12 protein-coding genes are annotated in these 14,498 nt (G+C 36.9%); 9 read left to right on the top strand and 3 right to left on the bottom strand.

Going from position 1 to position 14,498, the window contains the following annotated elements:
- Positions 1 to 30: 30 nt before the first annotated feature.
- Complete coding sequence (polA, locus tag ACXAGJ_RS19830; protein ID WP_474842418.1) at positions 31 to 2,859, top strand: DNA polymerase I; 2,829 nt, start codon at positions 31 to 33, stop codon at positions 2,857 to 2,859.
- A gap of 106 nt (positions 2,860 to 2,965) precedes the next feature.
- Here the strand turns inward: polA and ACXAGJ_RS19825 are convergent, their stop codons facing one another.
- Complete coding sequence (locus ACXAGJ_RS19825) at positions 2,966 to 3,430, bottom strand: hypothetical protein (RefSeq protein WP_474842270.1); 465 nt, start codon at positions 3,428 to 3,430, stop codon at positions 2,966 to 2,968.
- A 202-nt stretch (positions 3,431 to 3,632) separates the two neighbouring features.
- Here ACXAGJ_RS19825 and ACXAGJ_RS19820 point away from each other — a divergent pair, with 202 nt between their 5' ends.
- The 4 genes from ACXAGJ_RS19820 (at position 3,633) to ACXAGJ_RS19805 (ending at position 7,093) form a co-directional block, all read left to right on the top strand.
- On the top strand, positions 3,633 to 4,454 hold the full coding sequence (locus ACXAGJ_RS19820) for a TerC family protein (RefSeq protein ID WP_474842268.1): 822 nt from the start codon (positions 3,633 to 3,635) through the stop codon (positions 4,452 to 4,454).
- Between the two features lie 352 nt (positions 4,455 to 4,806).
- Positions 4,807 to 5,511, top strand: coding sequence for a hypothetical protein (locus ACXAGJ_RS19815; protein ID WP_474842266.1), 705 nt, complete (start codon positions 4,807 to 4,809; stop codon positions 5,509 to 5,511).
- 24 nt (positions 5,512 to 5,535) lie between these two features.
- Entirely contained in the window at positions 5,536 to 6,258 is a 723-nt protein-coding gene (locus ACXAGJ_RS19810) for a hypothetical protein (RefSeq protein ID WP_474842264.1), read from the top strand.
- Positions 6,259 to 6,367: 109 nt separating this feature from the next.
- On the top strand, positions 6,368 to 7,093 hold the full coding sequence (locus tag ACXAGJ_RS19805; RefSeq protein ID WP_474842262.1) for a hypothetical protein: 726 nt from the start codon (positions 6,368 to 6,370) through the stop codon (positions 7,091 to 7,093).
- An 81-nt stretch (positions 7,094 to 7,174) separates the two neighbouring features.
- On the opposite strand, the gene ACXAGJ_RS19800 is transcribed toward ACXAGJ_RS19805, so the two are convergent.
- Both ACXAGJ_RS19800 and ACXAGJ_RS19795 read right to left on the bottom strand, forming a co-directional pair.
- Entirely contained in the window at positions 7,175 to 8,365 is a 1,191-nt protein-coding gene (locus tag ACXAGJ_RS19800) for a serine hydrolase domain-containing protein (protein WP_474842260.1), read from the bottom strand.
- Positions 8,366 to 8,420: 55 nt separating this feature from the next.
- Positions 8,421 to 11,117, bottom strand: a complete 2,697-nt coding sequence (locus tag ACXAGJ_RS19795) for a DUF5916 domain-containing protein (RefSeq protein WP_474842258.1) — start codon at positions 11,115 to 11,117, stop codon at positions 8,421 to 8,423.
- 281 nt (positions 11,118 to 11,398) lie between these two features.
- Here ACXAGJ_RS19795 and rplM point away from each other — a divergent pair, with 281 nt between their 5' ends.
- The 4 genes from rplM to tsf all read left to right on the top strand — a co-directional run bounded on the left by rplM (position 11,399) and on the right by tsf (position 14,150).
- Positions 11,399 to 11,854: a 50S ribosomal protein L13 gene (rplM, locus tag ACXAGJ_RS19790; RefSeq protein WP_474842256.1), complete on the top strand. Its 456-nt coding sequence runs from the start codon at positions 11,399 to 11,401 to the stop codon at positions 11,852 to 11,854.
- On the top strand, positions 11,854 to 12,240 hold the full coding sequence (gene rpsI / locus ACXAGJ_RS19785) for a 30S ribosomal protein S9 (RefSeq protein ID WP_474842254.1): 387 nt from the start codon (positions 11,854 to 11,856) through the stop codon (positions 12,238 to 12,240). Before rplM ends, rpsI begins: the two co-directional genes overlap by 1 nt.
- Before the next feature lie 130 nt (positions 12,241 to 12,370).
- On the top strand, positions 12,371 to 13,165 hold the full coding sequence (gene rpsB, locus ACXAGJ_RS19780) for a 30S ribosomal protein S2 (protein ID WP_073315669.1): 795 nt from the start codon (positions 12,371 to 12,373) through the stop codon (positions 13,163 to 13,165).
- 163 nt (positions 13,166 to 13,328) lie between these two features.
- Positions 13,329 to 14,150, top strand: coding sequence for a translation elongation factor Ts (gene tsf, locus ACXAGJ_RS19775; RefSeq protein WP_073315670.1), 822 nt, complete (start codon positions 13,329 to 13,331; stop codon positions 14,148 to 14,150).
- The last annotated feature ends 348 nt before the right edge of the window (positions 14,151 to 14,498 follow it).

Genomic DNA, 14,498 nt, shown 5'->3' with positions numbered 1-14,498 from the left:
TATATTGCGTTTCTAAAATTTCAACTTGTTATCATGTCACAAAAACGTCTTTTTCTGCTCGATGCCTACGCCCTTATCTTTAGAGGATATTATGCTCTTATCAAAAATCCAAGGGTGAACTCCAAGGGTCAGGACACATCGGCCATTATGGGATTTGTGAATTCACTATTTGATGTGATTAAAAGGGAAAGGCCAGATCATCTGGCTGTTGCTTTTGATAAAGAAGGAAGTAGAGATCGTTTAGAAATATTCCCAGAGTACAAGGCAAATCGGGACGAAACCCCTGAGGCGATCAAAATTGCTGTTCCTTATATCCAGAACATCCTAAAAGCTATGCATATCCCGATCATTGAGCAAGCGGGAGTTGAAGCTGATGATTTGATTGGAACCATTGCCAAGCAAGCCGAAAAAGAAGGTTATCAAACTTATATGGTGACCCCCGATAAAGATTATGCACAATTGGTATCCGAAAATATCTTTATGTACCGTCCGGCTCGAATGGGTAATGGTATTGAAATATGGGGTATCCCAGAGGTGCAGAAAAAATTTGAAGTGGAACGCCCAGAACAGGTGATTGATTATCTAGGAATGATGGGTGATGCCGTGGATAACATCCCCGGTTTACCTGGTGTGGGAGACAAAACAGCCAAGAAATTTATTGCTGCCTATGGCTCTATGGAAGGTTTACTGGCGAATACCCACGAGCTAAAAGGGAAAATGAAAGAAAAAGTAGAAGCCAACGCAGAACTAGGCTTACTTTCTAAAAAATTAGCCACGATTATAATCGATTGTGATGTAACATTCAATGCTGATGACTATGAACTTTCGGAACCGGATACTTCCAAAGTTCATGAGATCTTTGAAGAATTAGAATTCCGAAGACTGAAAGATCAGTTTACAAAGATATTTTCCGGAGAAACAGCTGCAACTACCCAAGGCACTTCAACTCCTGCTGCAAAAAAATCAAGCAAACAAGCGGGAGCTGGACAATTTTCATTATTTGGAGAAACTGAAGATAGCTCAGAAGCTACTTCCTCATCTAGACGTAAAACTATTGCCAACACAGAACATTTCTATCAAAGTATTGCTCCGGGGATGGCAATGAAGTTGTTTTTAAAAAGCCTGCTGCAACAGGAGCATGTATGTTTTGATACCGAAACCACTGGTTTGGATCCATTGGTGGCAGAACTGGTAGGAATCGCTTTTTCCTGGGAAGCAACCAAAGGATTCTACATCCCTTTCCCAGAAGATCGCAACGAAGCGCAAGCGCTTATTGAAGAGTTACGACCATTTTTTGAAGCCGAGCATATTTCAAAAATTGGGCAGAACTTAAAATATGACATCAAAGTACTGGCAAAGTACAATATCGAGGTAAAAGGAAAGTTATTCGACACCATGTTAGCTCATTATCTTATTAATCCAGATATGCGACACAACATGGACGTACTTTCTGAAACTTACCTCAACTACACTCCGGTCTCTATAACCGAGTTGATTGGAAAGAAAGGAAAAAATCAGCTTTCCTTTAGACAAGTGCCCGTAGATCAACAAACCGAATATGCTGTAGAAGATGCTGACATTACGTTTCAATTAAAGGAACACTTCGCTCCAGAATTAAACGAAGCCAAGACTGTTTCGCTATTTGAAGATATCGAAATTCCTTTGCTACGCGTGTTGGCTGATATGGAAATCGAAGGAATCAATTTGGATAAAAAATTCCTAGAATCCCTTTCTAACGAGTTAGACAACGACATCAAAGCTTTGGAAAGCAAAATTTACACAGCTGCTGGTGAAGAGTTTAATATCGCTTCTCCCAAACAGCTAGGTGTAATTCTTTTCGAAAAAATGAAATTAGTAGATAAGCCCAAGAAGACCAAAACGGGACAATACTCTACTGCAGAAGACGTATTATCCTATTTAGCCAAGGACCATGAGATCATCCAAAGTGTATTAGATTATAGAGGGCTTACCAAACTAAAAAGTACTTATGTTGACGCCCTACCTAATCAGGTTAACGAAACCACAGGTCGCGTTCATACCGACTACATGCAAACCGTTGCTGCCACAGGACGATTGAGCTCTAACAATCCTAACTTGCAAAACATACCTATTCGAACAGAGAGAGGTCGACAAGTACGAAAAGCATTTGTTCCTAGAAATGATGACTACACCTTGCTTGCTGCCGATTACTCTCAGATAGAATTACGAATTATTGCCGCGTTAAGTGAAGAAGAAACGATGATTGAGGCTTTCCGAAATGGAGAAGATATCCACGCCTCTACCGCTGCAAGAGTATTTAACGTACCGATTAGCGAAGTGAGCAGAGAGCAACGTAGCAATGCCAAAACAGTAAACTTTGGGATCATCTATGGGGTTTCTGCCTTTGGTTTGAGTAACCAAACCAGTCTTTCTCGTGGCGAAGCCAAAGAATTGATTGACACCTACTACAAAACCTACCCTAAACTTCGCAATTACATGAGCGAACAAGTTGATTTTGCTCGAGAAAATGGATATGTACAAACGGTATTGGGTAGACGTCGCTATTTGAAAGATATCAATTCTGCCAATGCAGTTGTACGTGGAGCAGCAGAACGAAACGCCGTAAATGCACCTATACAAGGTAGCGCAGCAGATATTATTAAAATTGCGATGATCAACATCCACAAGAAGTTAAGGGAAGGCAATTACAAAACCAAAATGCTATTGCAAGTACATGATGAATTGGTGTTTGATGTCTTTAAACCTGAACTCGAAGAGATCAAAACACTGATCAAAACCGAAATGGAAAGCGCTTATGAACTTGCAGTACCTTTGGATGTAGATCTAGGATTGGGTAATGATTGGCTGGAAGCACATTAAAAAGTTATAGCTAACATATATTTTAACTTAAAAGTCAAAAGACCGCTTAACAAATTAAGACGGTCTTGATCTATATCAATAGGATTTCAGGATAATATTCGCCCCACTATTGTCTCTGATATACCAATTCTACTTTTTTAGTTAAATCTCCATCAAAAAGGGTCCATTCATCTGAAACCAGTAATTTATCCCCATCTACCTGAAAAGTTTGGCTGCTCCCATCTTCATAAGTTATCACCAAAGAGGTATCAGATAATTGGTAAGAACCATTTTTAGTTTCTCCTCCACAGGTAGTTCTCAATTCAGAAGCGGTATCCAAATACCCAAATTCGCTAGTGAAATTATAGCCACTTGTAAGACTTTCCAACACAATACGAGAGTTACCATAACAATCGGTTTCTAGCAGTTCGTTTCTGTTGGCAACATTGTCTCCATCAACATCGATCGGGTTATCGGTATTTACTTCGACTAACTGATACGTAACCGCTGCAAAACTCCCAGAATCATCGTCATTAGAACATGATGTTAATAGCGCCCCTAAACACATAATGTAAAAAAATAAGTTTTTCATAGTTTATTAAAATTGATTTGTTTGTTTACCCCCGAACATTACCAACTACCATGCCAATACACCCGTAAAAAACGACTCAACTTCTCATAAACAAATTAACCACTCACTTTCAGCTTCTTAGAAGAATTTTGACCTTGCAAGGTGAGCAAATACAAATTTTATATTTATAATTGCGTGAGCAAAATAACCAATACATACTTTTATGGAACAACTTTTCACACTTGATAGTCTTTTTACACTTTTAATGCTTGTATTGCTGCAGGCGGTTCTCGGTTTTGATAATTTATTGTACATCTCTTTAGAATCAAAAAAGGCTCCTGCAGAAAAACAAAGCTTTGTTCGAAGAATAGGTGTGGGATTAGCCATTGTACTTCGTATTGTATTACTTTTTGCTTTAATGTCTTTAATCCAATACTTCCAGAATCCTTTTGCTAGTCTACGGGATAATGGGATTTTTGAGTTCGAGCTTAATGTCCACGGACTTATTGTGCTAGGCGGGGGTGTTTTTATCATTTACACAGCCGTAAAAGAGATTTGGCACATGATGTTATTGAATGAACATGAAGTTGCACAAAAAGATGTGCGCAAAGGTTCTATCAATACGGTAATCTTTTGGATTGTGATCATGAATTTGGTTTTTTCATTTGATTCTATCCTGAGTGCTATGGCGCTAACTAGTCATATGGAATATATACCCCAATTGATCCTTATGTCAATTGCCATCATATTAGGAGGTATACTAATGATCGTATTGGCTGATAAAGTTTCGAATTTCCTTCAGAAAAACAGAATGTATGAAGTGCTAGGGCTTTTTATTCTTTTGATTGTAGGAATCATGTTATTGTCTGAAGGTGGTCACCTAGCGCATCTATATTTGTTTGGCAACCCTATTACACCGATGAGTAAAACAACCTTCTACTTTGTAATTGTCATCCTTGTACTAATTGACATTGTACAAGGTAGATATCAGAAAAAGCTACTAGCGCAAAAAGATGCTGGATCCAAAATAGAAGGTCCTAAATAAAGAAGCTTATTGTTTCACAAACACATACTTTTAAAAAATAGCAACTGAAAGTTCTTTTCAGTTGCTATTTTTTTGTTCTTACTAACATGGTTTAAACGAGTAACTGAAAGTTGAAAACAACTGAGTACCTCAAGTTCGGAGCAATAATATTTCTTTTTTCAGGCTCTATGCAGCACTCAAATATGTTTCATGTTGCTGTCGTTTTTTTTCTATCCTAATTTACCCCCATCTTTATCCCTTTTTTTTCCCTTTCAATCCTATTTTTTCCTCTTTACAAATCTTTATAGCTATTAAAACCTCTGGTAGCCTGTTATTTGTAGCCATCAAAAACAAACATTTTAAAAACAAAAAAATGAAAAACTTATTTTTTAGAATAGCACTACTATTCGTATTGGGGCTAATATTAGTAAACTGTGAAGATGGTGAGATTGGCCCTCCAGGGGTAGATGGGATAGATGGTATAGATGGGCAAAATGGTGTTGACGGACAAGATGGTCAAGATGGTCAAGATGGCGAAGACGGTGAAAACGGCGTAGGCTTTGATGAGCTCGCAAGATTTGGAAGCCTTGCACTTACTGTAGAAGGAATCCTACCTAATGACATCCCTTTTACAGACACTGAAGTTTTCAAATTTATTGACCCTGAAGAAATCCCTGTCGCAAATTCGGTAGTACCTCTAGCGACTGGTTTACGTTTTAACACAAAACGATTCTTAAGCACAACAGATGAATTTGCACAAAAGTCTTCTGTGAGAATCATAATGGATGTTATAGATCCCGATGCAACGATCCCAACCTTCGAAAATTTTCAGATCAAAGTAGATGATATTGCCATCTTTTTTGACGATGCTACTTTTTTGGGGATCGTGTTTGACAGCAATGAATCTGAAATATTCAACCTAAACATTTCTGACTTTAATTTTAATTCTGAAACCAATCATTTGATTTTCTCATTCTCATTCACTGTCAACGAAGAGGACAATTTTACTAACAATCCTCTTGTAGTTTCTGGAACTGCAGATGTATTTGTTTTGGAAGAAATAAGACCTATTAGATAAAACAATTATTAAAGAAAAATAACAATGAAAAAAATTAAATATATATTCAAAGGCTTTCTAATCTGCTCTGTTGGACTATTAATTACAAGTTGCGAAGTTGAAGATGGAGCACAAGGGCCTGCAGGGCAAAATGGCATTGACGGGGTCGATGGTATTGACGGAGTTGACGGAGTTGATGGAATTGATGGAATTGATGGAACGGATGGTCAAGGGTTTGAAGAGTTGACCCAATTTGGGGCTATCAGTCTTTTTCTAGAAGGCACTCGACCCGACAATATTCCTTTTACCGATAACAATCTGTTTAAATTCACTCCTATATCTCCAAATATTTTACCCAATGCCAGTTCGGTTTTTGAGACAGATACAGGTTTTCGATTTGTATTGGGACGATCACTAAGTGCTCCTAATATCAATCAACCAATAATAAGTATGATACTAGATGTAAACGCTCCGGGAACACCAAATCAGGAATTTGAATTAAAAATACTAATTCAAAATTATGCAGTAATTTCTGCAGATCTAACCATTTTTGAAGTAGAAAATTTTGACATTTTTACTGAAACTGCATTTTCCAATATTAGTGTCACAAATTTTAACTTTAATCTCGAAACAAAAAACCTGAAATTTTCTTACAATTTAGATATATCAGGAGAATTTAACACCACTCAAAATGATCTTTCTGTTTCGGGAGAAGTGGATGTAAATGTACTACAAGTTACCGAAGACCCGCTTAATGATCTAAGATAAACTAATTATTAAAAAAAGAACAGCATCCCAAGTGTACAACAACGTTTCAAACTTAATAGATAGGGTGCTCCAACAAAATGAACGTTCTTTAAAAATCACAATAAACATAATGAAAAATACAAATCATATTTTCAAGCTATTTTTAATACTAAGTGTAGGATTCTTCTTTACCAACTGCGAAGGAGAAGATGGACTACCCGGACTAGATGGTATTGATGGAATCGACGGTATTGATGGAATCGACGGACAAAATGGACAAGATGGACAAAATGGACAGGATGGACAGAATGGTGTTGGTTTCGATGAATTATTAGCATTTGGAGACATTACTATCAATTATACCGGGATAAGGCCAGATAATAATACTTCATTTACAGACACTAACATTTTCAAATTTACAGCAGTCGACGCTAATTCATTAAGAGAATTTAATTCATTTACAACAAATCCAAATGAACCTAGTATAGCCTTTTCCATAATTAGATTTTTGGGACCTCCAGAAAGTAATCTCCAAGGTTCTTCTGTTAGTTTTACACTAAAAGCTATCAATTCTGGAAGCCAAAATGAATCCTTTGATTTTTTACTAAATTTTGATAATTACAATATCATCTTTGATGATAACAGAATACTACAGCTAAATGATAATTTTGAAGGAGAAGCAATAGAAAATTTAAGTATCGAGAACTTTAATTTTAATGATGAAACAAATCAACTTACATTCTCCTTCTCATTTGATGTGTCGGGAGAAAACAATGAAACCGGCAATGATATCAAAATTTCTGGAGAAGTAGATATTATCGTTTTAGAAAACATTGGAAATGCAGATCCCAATTAATACTATTTTAAATTATAAAATCTTTGTCTAAAGCAATATCATTATGAAATCCTTATGAGGGTAATTGGCTCTCATAAGGATTTACCTATTTCTCAGATCAAGATAGAAGTCATAATAATTTAAGAAAGTAGGAATCACTGGACCGTTAAATGGATTTGGTCCATTAAACAACACACAGATTCCTATGTTGTTTTCGGGATCTACCATTATTTGGGTTTTGTACTGATTCACATTACCCCCATGATAGATGACTCTCCTGTTGTGATAATCCAGAATCCTCCAACCCATAGCATAATACGAATCAGTAACCCCTTCCCATAGGTTTACATAGGTGTCTTTATCGCTAGTACAGATCACAGGATTAAAAATCTCTGTAAGCTTGTCTTTTGAAATCACATCTGGGTGATACCCCAACAAAACCTTAAGATACTCCCCCATATCAGATATCGAGGCATTTATTCCTCCTGCAGCGGCTACGTTGTAGTAGTTCTTATGTAGATTATCTAATCGATATTTTTTTGAATAATGGTTATAACTATGCGGTAAAGCAACATCGGGATTGTTTTTGATGGCTTCAAAACTACTTGAAGCTGTTTTCATGCCCGCTGGATTAAAAATACGATCTTTCAGCAGTGCTTCAAATGGTGTTCCTGTGTTTTGCTCCATTACCTTCTCGATCACAGAAAACATCGCATTTTGATATTCATATTCTACACCTTCGCGAGCAACCACTCCTTTTCTCTTGAAGTTTTTAATAATCTGATCCAGATTCATTCCTTGCTGAATCAACCTGGTATAGGTATATGGATACAAACCTGTAGTATGTGACAACACATGGTTTACATTTAATCTTTTGGCCTGTTCCCTATCTCTAAGATCAAATGAAGTTACCGTTTCTTTAATGTTCTGATCCCAGGTGATTTCATTACGATCCGCTAGATTACCGGCAAGAACCGCAGTCACTCCCTTGGAGAGACTTGCTATTCTAAAAACAGTATTGACCCCCACGGAATCTTGAGTATGAATCTCTTTTACACCAAACCCTTTTTTGTAGATTACTGTAGAGTCCTTCACTATAACTACAGCTGCACCTGGACATTCTGAAACATTAAAATTGGTAGCAAAGAACTTTTCATAATGCTCCAAAAAAAATGATAATGATTCCTTTTCTGAAATTTGAGGTTTGGGATCGGGTATTATTTTTTCTTCTGTTGGCTTTGAAGTATTACAAGATATGATACCAACCAACAGAAGAATGTAAAAGTATTTCATATTGCAACAATCTAGAGTGCCGCAATATATGTTTTAAAAATGCTTTTTAAAAAACTTAAAGCACAAACCTATACGTCGCTTTAATCAAAAAAGTATTTTCGGGTTGTTTATCCAGAATTTGATTATTTAAATTCCGAAAAAGATGCTCCCCTGGGTCTCCACTTCCTGTTACGCCCTGAGACCAAACCAAAAATATTTCAGACCCCGGTATATACTCCCATCGTAGCACCAGGTTAGAACGAAACTGCACAAAAGCAAAATCAGGATTACCAAAAGTATAATCCACATCACCATCTCGGTTTTCGTCTATCGAATATTCATCATCGGCAAAAGAGATCTGATCCTGATCATACAATGTAACTCGTTCAGCAAGGTCTTTGGCAACGGGATTATTAACAAAGTTAAAGTCTGTATACCTTCCTCTCGAAATAAAAGGCTCACCATAATATTGTATCGTTAAATTTGGATTGATGTTATAATTTACCCTAATACTGGCGCTTAAGGTTTGTTGATCAATATTTGCCGTGATATACCTAGGAGTTCCACCAAAATCGACCTCGGTCACATACTGCGTTTTATTAGGATTTTGCCTGAACTGTGGATTAAGAGATAAGCTCAACGCATTAAACGGTTGATAATTGAGTCGCACAACATATCGATTAAAAGAGAAGTTGTTCTGTTTAGCTCTCGACCCATCATACCCCAACGTGAAGCTAAACTTTTTCCTTCTATCCGAGCCAAAAAACAGAAAAGCGAAGTTTTCTTCAGAGAATCGCCATCTTGGCCCTCCTTGTAAAATAGTATTCGAAAAAATCCTTGGTTTATGTCCAAATCCAGCTTCGGTCCACCAGTTATTAATGTAATTTATTTCACCTCGAATAAAATATTGGATACGATTGTAGTTTCCATCAAAATCAAAAGTTGAAAACTGTTCGGCAAAAATATTTGCCCTTCGATACAACTTTGTAGGTTTCAAAAACAAATATCGAACATTCGCAAACTGACGAATTTCGTCTGCCTGTCTCAAAAATCCAATATCATTAAGTTCTAATTCTGGTGATCTCCAAAAAACCCCCGCATTATATCTCCAACGTCCACCACCAGATTTCCCTCCTACTAGTTTACCTCCGGTACCTGTTAACGAAGTTCTATTTGGATCAACCTCTACATGACCCGCATCTGGTCGTTGAAAGTTATGCGTAAGCTCTTGCTGTGTTGCTTCAATTGCCTCTTTGGATCCTTCGACATGACTAAGCACCATATTTCCTTCTATATAATACTTTCTATCTTTCCAGTTATGTCTAAAATCTACACCCCCGGAGTAAGCAGATTTTCGAAGGGCGTTCAGATTATTTTCTCTTGTACCCACTAACTCAGAAGTCTCATCTGTATTAGGATCATCACTATCTATTTCGAAAGGATCTCCCAAATCCCGATTTGTAGCTGTAAAAATCCCTCCTATAAATGTATTGCGTTCGTTGAAATCTTTTTGAACCCGTCCTACAAAATAATTGGTAAGAGGTTCCACTACGGCTTCTCTTCTATTTCCATCCTCATCTTGGATGGTGGCAATCTCTCTTTCCGTGATACTTTCTAATACTCCAATAGACCATCCATTTTTAGTTTTCCCACTAAACTTAGCTGCACCAAGAATAGTGGTATTAGTAGGCCTATCTATAAATTCACCATCCAGTTGGTTTATAGATCCCTGAGGATTTCTTCCGATTCTTCGGGAATAAAAGACGTTATCAAATCCATTGGCAAAACGATAGTCAAATATATTTTTGTTCTCCACAAAAAAGGGTCGTTGTTCTCTGAAGAAGATCTGAAATCCATCGAGCGCAATGGCTGCAGGATCCGCTTCTACTTGTCCGAAATCAGGATTTACAGTCAAGTCCAAGGTAAGATCATTGGTGATTCCAATTTTAGCATCAAGCCCGCCATTTAGTTTAAATTCTTCTCCATCTCTAAACGGATTCCCCTCTTCTGCCGGAAAGGTATCAAACTGTGTTACGGCAAAAGGCTGAATTTCTAGTTGTTTTTGTGGTTCGATATCGATCAACCCATGTAGCTCTCCAAATTCGCTTACCCAACCCGGAGCATCTTGCGGAATTCGCTGCCAAACCGAACGTTCTTCGTTTCTAAAAAAACGACGATTAACTTGAAGTCCCCAGATTTGTTCTTTACTCTTACCAAACTTTACCTGACTTAAAGGAATTTTCACTTCAGCCGTCCATCCTTCATCATCGATTTGTGTAGCTGTGTACCAAATCGGATTCCAACTGCCATCCCAATTATTTCCATTTTGAGAAATAAACTCATCTCCTTTTACACCTGAAGCTGTTATAGTAAATGAAAAACCAGTTCTTTTGTCGTGGTAGGTATCCAGGTTAATTTCTACCCAGTCACCTGCAAAACCATCTCGACGAGATAGTCGTTTCTCAATTTTATCAGGCTCGGTATCAAAACACCGATACGCTACATAAAGGTATTTTTGATCATACACTATTTTAAATTTGGTCTGTTGAGAAGGCGGCGTATTTTCATCGGGTTGATTTTCGATAAAATCTCCTGTCCATTCTACAATGTCCCAACTGGCGTCATCTATTTGTCCGTCTATTGTAGGAGGTTCCCGATCTTTGAGCGGTTTGGTAACGTAAATTCTTTTCTTAACTGTACTTGTCGAATCTTGTGAATAAGAGGTAAAATGTACCAATACGAAAAGTACTAAAATATGGGTCACATATTTCATGATGATTAGATGTTTATTGATTGATGTACTTAAAAATGACAGAAATAATTGAGCTTTGTCACACATGCCGTTGTTTTTTAGTAAAAAATTAACACCGAAACAGGCGTATCCGTTGATGAAATCCAATAATTAATTCCATTCACACTCACATCTCTGATTACCAATGTATCATCTAATAAAAATAATCTGAATCTGAGGTTTGCTATATAAATATATAATCGTACATTTGCACCCCTATTTTATATAGGAAAAGGAATGTTTAATAAGTAAAATTAATTAGTGTGGACACATTAAGTTACAAAACAGTATCTGCTAATCAAGGCACCGTGAATAAGGAATGGTTGCACATAGATGCTGAAGGACAGACTTTAGGACGTCTATCTTCTGTAGTTGCAAAACTACTTAGAGGAAAGCACAAACCTAACTTTACCCCACACGTTGATTGCGGTGATAATGTTATCATTACCAATGCCGAAAAAATCAACTTAACAGGAAAAAAGTGGACTGATAAATCTTATATCCGTCACACAGGATATCCTGGAGGGCAAAGAAGTCTTACTGCTCAGGAGTTATACGAAAAGAACCCAGAGCGTTTAATCGAAAAAGCGGTAAAAGGAATGCTACCTAAAAACAAATTAGGAGCTGCTTTATTCCGTAATTTAAAGGTATATGCTGGAGCGGAGCACAATCAGGACGCTCAGCAGCCTAAAACTGTTAACTTAAACGAATTTAAGTAATGGAAGTTATTCACAAAATTGGTCGTAGAAAAACGGCTGTAGCTAGAGTATATCTTAAAGATGGCTCTGGAAAAATTACGGTTAACAAAAAAGATCTTAACGACTACTTTACTACCGCTCCTTTACAGTACAAAGTAAACCAACCTCTAATGCTAACTAGCAATGAGGACAAGTACGATGTAAATGTAAACGTTTACGGTGGTGGAATTACAGGTCAAGCTGAAGCAGTTCGTTTAGCTATCTCTAGAGCGGTATGCGAACTAGATGAAGAAAACAGATCAATCCTTAAACCAGAAGGATTGTTAACCAGAGATCCTAGAATGGTAGAGCGTAAGAAATTCGGTCAGAAGAAAGCGCGTAAGAAATTCCAGTTCTCTAAACGTTAATTTAATAAAACTGTATTTGTTGTTACCTCGTTTTTATCGAGGGTTAGTTTAGCATCTAAATGCACGAGGCCATATCAAAAGATAGCCACTTGAGCATTGCTAATTCAACAGAACGTAAACTATTACAAAAATGGCAAACAATATCGAAGTAAAAGAGTTACTTGATGCAGGTGTACACTTTGGACACCTAACAAGAAGATGGGACCCTAACATGGCACCATATATTTATATGGAGCGTAATGGAATCCACATCATTAATCTATATAAAACTGCTGCAAAGATTGAAGAAGCTTCTGAAGCTTTAAAGAAAATCGCAGCGTCCGGCAGAAAAATTCTTTTTGTTGCGACAAAGAAACAAGCTAAAGAAATCGTTGCGGAAAAAGCAAGTAAAGCAAACCAGCCATACATTACTGAAAGATGGCCAGGTGGAATGCTTACTAACTTTGTAACTATCCGTAAAGCCGTTAAGAAAATGGCTGCAATCGATAGAATGAAGAAAGATGGTACTTTCAACACACTATCCAAAAAAGAGCGTTTACAGGTAGATCGTTTAAGAGCAAAATTAGAAAAGAACCTTGGTTCTATCTCTGATATGACTCGTTTACCTGGAGCCCTATTTGTTGTAGATATTACTCGCGAGCACATCGCAGTAAAAGAAGCTCAGAAATTAAACATTCCTATTTTTGCAATGGTGGATACAAATTCTGACCCACGTCAGGTTGACTTTGTAATCCCTGCAAATGATGATGCTTCAAAGTCTATCAATAAAGTAATGGACTACGTTACGGATGCTATTGTTGAAGGTTTGAACGAAAGAAAAGCTTCAAAAGACGCGCCTAAAAAAGAAGCTCCTGCCAAAAAAGAAGCTCCTGCAAAAGAGGAAGCTGCAGTAGTAGCTGAAGCTGCAAAACAAGAAGAAGAATAAACGAAAATATCGTTTAGCAATCTTTACAGTTACAGGTTAAGTATCATATAATTCTTAACCATAACATAAAATTGACGAGTCGTTTGGTTCTTTACTTTTGCAGTAATAACTAAACGACTTGTTGTTTATTAAAAAAACACATTACACATTAAATTTTAAAGGTATGGCAAAGATTACAGCCGCAGAAGTAAATAAATTAAGAAAAGCGACAGGTGCTGGAATGATGGATTGCAAAAAAGCACTTGTAGAAGCTGAAGGTGATTTTGATAAAGCAATTGAAATCCTAAGAAAAAAAGGACAAAAAGTTGCTGCAAACAGAGCTGACAGAGAATCTACTGAAGGTGCTGTTATTGCAAAAGTAAACGACTCTAAGAACAAAGGAGTAATCGTTTCTCTAAACTGCGAAACTGACTTCGTAGGGAAAAACGAAACTTTCGTTTCTTTGGCACACGAACTTGCAGAATTAGCTTTAACTGCTTCTTCAAAAGAAGATTTACTTGCAAAAGACTTTAATGGGATCTCTGTTCAGGATAAATTAACTGAGCAAACAGGTGTGATTGGAGAAAAAATAGAAATCGGTGATTTCAGAATATTAGAAGCTCCATTTGTAGGATCATATATCCATGCAGGTAACAAAATTGGTGTATTAACTGGTTTATCTCAAAGTGCTGATGGTGCTGATGCTGTTGCAAAAGATGTGGCTATGCAAGCTGCAGCGATGAACCCAGTGGCATTAAACGAAGATGGTGTTGACCAATCTGTAATCGACAAAGAAATCGAGATTGCAAAAGATCAACTACGTCAGGAAGGAAAGCCAGAAGAAATGCTTGACAACATTGCAAAAGGTAAAATCAAACGTTTCTTTAAAGATAACACACTAGTAAACCAAGCGTTTATCAAAGACGGTAAGCAAAGCGTTGCAGACTATGTGAAAACATTAGGAGATGTAAGCGTTGTTGGTTTTGAAAGAGTAGCTTTAGGATAGTCATTAGTTTTTGACTTCATAAAAAATAAAAACCGCTTCAGATTTGAAGCGGTTTTTTTCTTCTTCATTATTGAAATATCTTTTCCGTCTTTTAACTTATAAGATCCTAAGATCTTATCCCCCATTATTAAGACTAACCCCCATTAGCCTAAAAAAGCTTAAAGACTACATCAAAATATTTCTCATCCCTACACTTTTTTGTTTTCCTTACCGCAAACCTATAACATAAATCAGCACAGATCAATACCCATTGCAGGGGAAAAACACCCTTTTTTTTATAGAAACCAGTAAACTTTAACATTTCAGAATTATTTTAGAAAGCTTTACCTTTATTAACCAAAGTATTTT

The sequence above is a fragment of the Aquimarina sp. AWH4_224 genome, from assembly GCF_056160245.1.
Note: the sequence above shows the minus strand (reverse complement) of the source record. Positions and strands in the feature narration are given on the sequence as shown.